This is a genomic window from Acuticoccus mangrovi (genome assembly GCF_016411865.1).
Taxonomy (GTDB): Bacteria; Pseudomonadota; Alphaproteobacteria; order Rhizobiales; family Amorphaceae; genus Acuticoccus; species Acuticoccus mangrovi.
Map to the genome: position 1 here is coordinate 1 of NZ_JAEKJA010000051.1, position 6764 is coordinate 6764.

Annotated in this window: 1 protein-coding gene; it reads left to right on the forward strand. The window is 71.2% G+C overall.

Annotated features, from left to right (window positions below; genetic code table 11):
* Window positions 1–6764: non-ribosomal peptide synthetase (locus tag JCR33_RS24575; RefSeq protein WP_198884793.1), on the forward strand; the 6764-nt coding region annotated here is incomplete at both ends.

Genomic DNA, 6764 nt, shown 5'->3' on the forward strand with positions numbered 1-6764 from the left:
TGACCGCTCAGCCGCGCCCGGCGGAACTGCCGCTCTCCTTCGCCCAGCGGCGCGCCTGGCTGCTGAACCAGCTCGAGGACGAAGGGACATACAACATCCCGATCCTCTGGCGCCTGCGCGGTTCGCTCGACATCGCCGCCTTGCGGACGGCGGTGGAGGACGTGGTCGCGCGCCACGAGGTGCTCCGCACCCGGATCGTTCAGGGCGGTGGGGAGCCGACCCAGCGTGTCCTCGCCGTCGGGGAGGCGCGACCGGCCTTCCGCGTCGTCGTGGGCGCCGAGGCGGACGGCGCGTCGACGATCGAGGCGGAAGCGACGCGCGGCTTCGACCTCGCGACGGACGACCCGATCCGAACGACGCTGATCGAGTTGACGCCGCGGGACCACCTGCTGCTCCTCGTCCTGCATCACGCGGCGGCGGATGGCGCATCGATCGCGCCGCTGCTCGCCGACCTCGGACGGGCCTACGCGGCGCGGCTCGCCGGACGCGCGCCGGACTTCGCGCCGCTGAGCGTGAGCTATGTCGACTACGCCCTATGGCAGCGCGCGCGGCTCGACGATGCGACCGAGACGGAGCAACTGGCCTATTGGTGCGCGAAACTCGCCGCGCTGCCCGACGAGATCCCGTTGCCGGCCGATCGCAGACGGCCGGCCCGACCGACCCACGCGAGCGGCGCGGTGGCCATCGCGGTCGCCGCGGACACCACCTCGCGGCTCCGCCAGCTCGCCCGCGAGGAGAGCGCGACGCTGTTCATGGTGCTGGAAGCCGCGCTGGCGACGCTGCTCCATCGTCTCGGCGCGGGCGACGACATTGCGATCGGCACGGCCTCCGGCGGACGCGAGGACGGCGACCTCGATGCGCTGGTCGGCTTCTTCGTCGACACGCTCGTTCTGCGCAACGACCTGAGCGGAGATCCGGATTTCGTCTCTCTGCTCGCCCGCGTGCGGGCGACCTGCGTCGATGCCTATGCCCACGACGCGCTGCCGCTCGAGCGGATCGTCGAGGCGCTCGACCCGCCGCGCGTGGTGGGCCGCCAACCCTTGTTCCAGACCATGCTGAGCCTCGAGACCGGACCGGCTGCCGCTCTCGATCTGCCCGGCATCACCGCCACACCGGAGGCGGTCCTTGCCGGCGGCCGTTCGAAATTCAGCCTGTCCTTCGAGATGGCGGACCGCGGCAATGCCCTGACCGGTCGGTTGGAGTACAGCGCCGACCTCTTCGATCGCGCGAGCGCGGAGGAGCTCGTCGCGCGGCTTTGCCGATTGCTCGACCAGATCGGCCGCGCCCCTCGCACCCGCTTGTCCCGGCTCGACGTCCTTTCCAAAGAGGAACGGCTGAGGCTGGCGCAGGGGATCGGCGTCCGCGAGGCTCCCGTGCCGGACGCCTTGCTCGGCGATCTCATCGCGCGTCAGATCGTGGCGCGGCGCGAGGCGCCCGCCGTCCGCTGCGGCGATCATGTCTCGAGCTACGCGCAGTTGGGCGATCAGGCCCATCGCCTTGCGCGCCTGCTGATCGCCGAGGGTGTGGGGCCGGACGACCGGGTCGCCGTGCTGCTCGACCGGTCCATCGAGCAGGTCGCGGCGGGCGTGGCGATCCTTCAGGCCGGCGGCGCCTATCTGCCGCTCGATGTCGACCTGCCCGAGGAACGGCTCGGCTTTCTCCTGTCGGATGCGAAGCCGGCGCGGATCGTCACCTCGACCATGCTGGCGGCCCGGATTCCCTCGGCTTTTCGAGCCCGAACCGTCGCTCTCGACGACGCGGACACGCGCCGGCGTCTGCGGGAGCTGTCGCCCGAGCCTCTTGCCGCCCCTGAGCGGCGCGCACCGCTCAGGGGCGGTCATCTCGCCTATGTGATCTATACGTCGGGCAGCACGGGCCGTCCCAAGGGTGCGGGGATCAGCCACCGCAGCATCGTCCACTACGTGGACCATGTGACGCGCGAGATCCTCGGCGGGACGCAGGTCGCCATGCCGTTGTTCACGGCGTCGGGCTTCGATCTCACCCTGACGAGCCTGCTGGCCCCGCTCTGCAGCGGAGGGGTCGTTCACGTCGTGCCGGCGACGACGCCGGAGACGGCATTGGCGGCGGTATTCGCACCGGACGCGGGGCTCGACGCCATCAAGCTGACGCCGTCCCATCTGTCCATGCTGGTCGCTCTTGCGCCGGGGACCTCACCGATCCGGGTGGCGATCGTCGGCGGCGAGGCTCTCACCCAAGGGCAGGCGGACCTATTGAGGGCGCGCTGCCCCGGCATTGCCATCGTCAACGAATACGGCCCGACCGAGGCGACCATCGGCTGCATCGCAGCGACGGTGGACGGACAGGATATGGCGATCGGGCGACCCTACCCGAATGTCCGCGCCTATGTGCTGGACGACGGGCTGTGCCCCTGCGCGCCCGGCGTCGCCGGCGAGCTCTATGTGGCCGGAATAGGGTTGGCGCGGGGCTATCACGGGCGTCCTGGGCTGACGGCCGCACGCTTCATCGCCAGCCCCTTCGTTCCCGGCGAGCGTCTCTACCGCACCGGCGACCGGGTGGTCTGCCGACGCGACGGAGTGCTGGACTATCAGGGCCGCACCGACGATCAGGTGAAGCTTCGGGGAGTGCGCGTGGAGCTCGGCGAGGTCGAGACGCGCCTCGCCGCCCATGCCGACATCGCGCAGGCGGCCGTGCTGGCCATGCCCGCGCCCGGCGGGGGGGCGCAGCTGGTCGCCTATCTCGTGGCACGGCCCGGCGTGCGGATCGATCCCGAAAGTTTGCGCACGGAGTTGGCGCGGCATCTGCCCGACGCCATGCTGCCGGCCGCTTTCGTGCCGATCGACGCGATGCCGCTCACCCGGAACGGAAAGATCGACAAGGCGGTGCTCGCCGGCATGGCGGCGCCTCCGGAGGTTCACGACCAAGGCGCGACGCCCCATGTGGCGCCACGCACGCCCGAGGACCACGCGATCTGCACGATCGTCGCTGATCTGCTCGGTCTGCCGCGCGTCGGGCTGGCGGACGATTTCTTCCGCCTCGGGGGACATTCGCTGCTGGCGGCGCAACTGGTCGCACGTGTGCGCGAGGCGACGGGCCGCGCGTTGTCGCTGCGGGCGGTGTTCCAGTTTCCCGGGCTCGGCGCGCTGGCGGAGCATCTGGCCACGCTGGCGCCGGATGCGGCGGCTCCCCCACCGTTGCGCGTCGATCGAGAGGGAGCCTTCGACCCCTTTCCGCTGACGCCGGTGCAACAGGCCTACTGGTTCGGTCGCCAGCAGCTGGTCGCGCTCGGCGATGTCGCCTGCCACGTCTATGCCGAGCTCGTCGTCCGCGACCTGGACCTGCCTCGCTTCACGACGGCTTGGCGAAGTGCGATCGACCGGCACCCGATGCTGCGCGCGGTGATCGCGGCGGACGGCTCCCAGCGCATCCTCGAAACGGTGCCACCCTTCGTCATTCCGTGCGCCGATCATGCCGATGCGCCACGCGAAGTCGGCGAGGCGGCGGCCGCCGCCACCCGCGAGGCGATGTCGCACCAGGTGCTGCCCACCGACCGCTGGCCGTTGTTCGACGTCCGGGCGACCCGCCTCAGCGACGACGACTGGCGGGTGCATCTCAGCATCGATGCGCTCATTCTGGACGGCGAGAGCAACAACCGTCTCCTGCAGGAGGTCTTCGACCATTATTGCGGGCGCGGCGAGCGGCGGCCCCTCCCAGCCGGCGCCGCGACCTTCCGCGACTATGTGCTGACCGTGCAGCAGGCGGATCCGGCGCTCGAGCAGGCGGAGGCCTATTGGGGCGCGCGACTGGCCAGCCTGCCGCCTCCGCCGGCGCTGCCCCTCGCGGTGGACCCCGGCGCGCTCGCGGACGGCCGCTTCTCGCGCCGCCATGCCCGCATCGAGGCGCCGCAGTGGCGCAACCTGAAGGCACGCGCGGCCGTCCGCGGACTGACCCCGTCCAACGTGCTCATGACCGCCTATGCGCAGGTGCTCGGCACCTGGTCCGCGTCGGACGACTTCACCCTCAATCTGACGGTCGGCGACCGGCGACCTCTGGCGCCCGAAGTGGCCGACATGTTGGGCGTGTTCACCAACCTCGTGCCGCTGGAAATGCGTGCGGTGCGCACGGGGGCCTTCACCCAAAGGGCGCGGGCCCAGCAGCAGCAATTGGCGGCCGATCTCGATCACCGGGCGTTGAGCGGCGTCGAGGTGCAGCGCCGCATCGCTGCGGACGCGGGCGACCCGGCGGCGGGGCTGCTGCCGATCGTCTTCACGAGCGTTCTCGGCGAGGCGCAGGCCGAGCTGCCCGACGACGTCGTCGACATCGTTCATGCCATCACGCAGACCCCGCAGACCTGGCTCGACAACAAGGTCTACGAGATCGGCGGGCGGGCGTTGGGCATCGACTGGGATGCGCCGGCGGCGCTGTTCCCCGAGGGCCTGCTCGACGCCATGTTCGAGGCCTATGTCGGCCTGCTGCGAACCCTGGCCGACGACGAGGCGGCGTGGGAGGACACCCGTCGGACGCTGCTGCCGTCGGACCAGTCCCTCCTGTTCGATGCCGTCAATGCCACAGACGGCCCTCTGGGGAACGAGCTGCTGCACGAGCCCGTGCTCGCCGCAGCCCGTGCCCATCCCGGCGCGGTCGCGATCGTCGCGGACGGCCGATCCTACGACTTCGCCACGCTCCACGCCGGAGTCCAGCAGCTCGCCGGCCGGTTGTGCGCGGTGCTGTCCGACGACGACACGCTCGTCGCGGTCGTCATGGAAAAGGGTCCCGAGCAGATCATCGCGGTATTGGCGGTCCTGGCGGCGGGGCGGGCCTTTCTCCCGATCAGCGCCGGACAGCCGGATCTGCGCATCGCGACGATTCTCGCCGAATCCGGGGCGCGCGTCGGTCTCACCCAAACCCGCATCGAGCGGGGCTGCGACTGGCAGGAGAAGATCACCCTGCTCGATGTGGCGATGGCCGCACCCGCGACCGTCACGCCCGCCGCCGAGCCCCGGCCGACGTCGGCGGACGACTTGGCCTACGTGATCTACACGTCCGGCAGCACGGGCAAGCCCAAGGGTGTCGCGATCAGCCATCGGGCGGCCCGCAACACCCTGGCCGATCTCCACGAGCGGCTCGGCCTCAACGGTTCGGACCGGGTGCTGTGGGTCTCGTCGCTCGAATTCGATCTCTCGATCTTCGACATCTTCGGGGTGCTGGCCGCCGGCGGGGCCGTCGTCGTGCCCGAGCCGGATGGGCAGCGCGATCCGATCCGCTGGGCCCAGTCCATCGAGACCGACAAGGTGACGCTCTGGAATTCCGCGCCCGCGCTCGCCGACCTCATGTTGACGGCGGCCGGCGACGCGGCTCCCGCGTTGATCGGCGGGCTGCGGATCGTCATGCTGAGCGGGGACTGGATCCCGGTCGCCCTGCCGCCACGGCTGCGCGAGGCGGCGCCCGAGGCGCGACTGCTCAGCCTCGGCGGCGCCACCGAGGCGTCGATCTGGTCGATCCTTCATCCCATCGACGCCGCCGATGCGGCGCGGCCGTCGGTGCCCTACGGCAGGCCGCTGCGCAACCAGCGCTTCCACGTGCTGAAGCCCGACTTCTCACCGTGCCCTGTCCATGTCCCCGGCAAGCTGTTCATCGCGGGCGATGGTCTGGCGCTCGGCTACTGGAACAACCCGGCGGAGACCGCCGCCCGCTTCGTGCGGCATCCCGCGACCGGCGAGCGGCTTTACGACACCGGCGACCTCGGCCGCTTCATGCCGAACGGCGAGATCGAGTTCCTGGGCCGGCAGGATCAGCAGGTCAAGCTGCGGGGGTTCCGCATCGAGCTGGGCGAGATCGAGGCCCAGCTGTGCGCCCTGCCGCAGGTCGCCAGCGCCGTGGCGGCCCTCGTGGGCGACAGCGACCGCACGCGCCGGATCGTGGCCTATGTCACCCTCGACCAGCCTGCCGCCGGCGCGCGCGGAACCGGCGAGATGGTCGATCCGCTCGCGCACGCCGCCTTCGTGCTCGAACAGCGCGGCCTGCCCGACGTCGCCGATCCACAGGCCGCCTTCGCGCTGCCCCACGGCCCGTCCGACGAGCCGCACCCCTCCGGTTTCCTCGCGCGACAAAGCTACCGGCGCTTCGCCGAGCGCCCCATCGAAGCCGACGCGCTCGGCGCCTGGCTGAGCGTGTTGGAGGCCATGCCGACCGAGAGCTCGGCCTTGCCCAAGCGGCGCTATGCCTCCGCGGGCGGCCTCTATCCCGTGCGTCTCTACGTGCTGGCGAAGGAAGGCGCGGTCGCCGGCCTCGATGGCGGCGCCTACGTCTACGACCCCGCCGGCCACCAGTTGAGCCGCGTCGGGGGCGCGGCTTTTGATCCGCACCTGTTCGACGGGGTGAACCGCGGCATCGCCGAAGGCGCCGCGCTCGCGATGCTGATGGTCGGCCACCTTCCGGCCATCGCCCCGCTCTACGGGGACTGGGCGCGCGACGCCTGCCTGATCGAAGCCGGGGCCATGGGACAGGTGCTGGCCGACAGGGGCCCGGCGCTCGGGGTCGGCAGTTGTCTGATCGGCGGGTTCGATACGGACAGGTTGCGCGCCGACCTGCGGCTGGGGGATGCCGAGACCGACCTGTTCCTCGGCGCCATGCTGGCCGGCCCGATCGATCAGGCGCAGACCGAGGTCTGGAGCCCCTATGCGGCCGCGCCGACGCGCCCGCGTTTCGATGCGGAGGAGGCGCGCCGGGGACTTTGGGCATTGCTGCCGGATTACATGGTGCCGTCGGGGATTGTGGTGCTGGAG